This is a genomic window from Scytonema sp. PRP1 (assembly GCF_036697665.2).
Classification (GTDB): domain Bacteria; phylum Cyanobacteriota; class Cyanobacteriia; order Cyanobacteriales; family Nostocaceae; genus Kalymmatonema; species Kalymmatonema gypsitolerans.
Genome location: NZ_JBAHYJ020000018.1, coordinates 1 through 1,629, shown reverse-complemented (window position 1 = coordinate 1,629; position 1,629 = coordinate 1). Strand labels below are relative to the sequence as shown.

The following is a 1,629-nucleotide window of genomic DNA, read 5'->3' as shown; positions in this document are numbered from 1 at the left end:
CAGGGTAAGCGCATCTAATTTTGTACTTAAAATCAATACCTTCGTCAAAAAAAAAGGATGAATAGCAGCTCAAACGCAAAACCTCGAATACTCGTTCCACGAGGCGAACCGGATGAGGCTTCGCTCTGATAGGCGGTGTCGGGAACGGGCTAGAAAGATTTCTTGTCTGGCTGTGCGGTGATCGCAGCCCGCCCCGACACTGCGCATACGCCGCCTATCAGCATCCGGTTCTTAAATGTAGCAATATGCTAAAAACAAAGGCTCCCCAACTGGCTCTTGGCGGCAATATGTTCGTAGTTAGATGATTTGAGTATTAAATGTGTTAGGTAGTAGGCTAATAAGCAAGGCAATTATCTTAACATTAGAGGCAGTCTCATGACATCAGGTTTTAAATCTCCTCGCCTACAGACGACAAAATCAAAAACCTTGAGTATAGCCCATGCGACTGCACTTACAGAACAGATGGAATTAGTTTTTAGCGAGATAGATCCCCGCGCAGCAAGAACCCGTGCCCATTTACTCACAGATATTTTGATTATTGGAATATTGTCGTAAATTGCAGGAGGTAAGGGATGGAAGACATGGAAAATTATGGGTTGAGTAAATACGATTGGTTGAAGCAATTTTTAGCACTGCCAAATGGTATGCCCTGTCCAGATACGTTTCGACGAGTGTTTGAACGCATTAACCCAAAAGTTTTTGAGCGGTGTTTCCAACGTTGGGTACAATCTGTAGTAGATACAGTAGGGGCGCAGGTAATTCCAATTGATGGTAAGACCCTCAAAGGTTCCTACAACAGACAACAGGGAAAATCGGCTTTACATTTAGTTAGTGCATGGGCAAGCGAGCATCGTCTTGTCTTAGGTCAAGTTAAGGTAACAGATAAATCGAATGAAATAACAGCAATTCCTGCGTTATTAGAATTGCTTGATTTAGCAGGATGTATTCTTACCATCGATGCAATGGGCACACAAACTGCAATTGCTGCGACTATTTATCATGCAAAAGCTGATTATGTTCTAGCGCTCAAAGCTAATCATCCCACACTTCATAGACAAGTTAAAGATTGGTTTGACCAGATAATTGCCCAAGGGTTTGAAGGCATTACTCATAGTTATGACGAACGGGTAGAAAAAGGGCATCACCGTACTGAAAAACGGCAAGTTTGGTGTGTTCCTATTTCTCAACTATCACCTCTATACAATCAAGATGATTGGGTCGGGCTTAAATGTGTTGTCATGGTTGTGCGGGTACGACATCTATGGAATAAAACTACGCGCGAAGTTCAGTTTTATCTAACTAGTTTGGACTGTGATGCTCGTAAACTGGGGCAGGCTATCCGTTTGCATTGGGGTGTTGAAAATGGGTTGCATTGGACAATGGACGTCACTTTCTCTGAAGATGCTTGTCGCATTCGTACTGGTCATGCACCACAGAATTTGGCATTGCTACGACGCATTGCACTTAATGCTTTGAATCTAGAGCAATCTTTGAAACGTAGCAATCGCCAAAAATCGAATCGAGCTGCTATGGATAATAATTATATGCTGACTATTCTTTCTGCTTGTTTCTTCCAATATGATGTCTCTAAATCCGCTTGTCAATAGCATTTGAGATGCGCTTACCCTG

1 pseudogene is annotated in these 1,629 nt (G+C 42.6%); it reads left to right on the top strand.

From position 1 onward, the window contains the following. Positions 1–375: 375 nt before the first annotated feature. Positions 376–1,607, top strand: a pseudogene (locus tag V5G28_RS03140) (ISAs1 family transposase). The last annotated feature ends 22 nt before the right edge of the window (positions 1,608–1,629 follow it).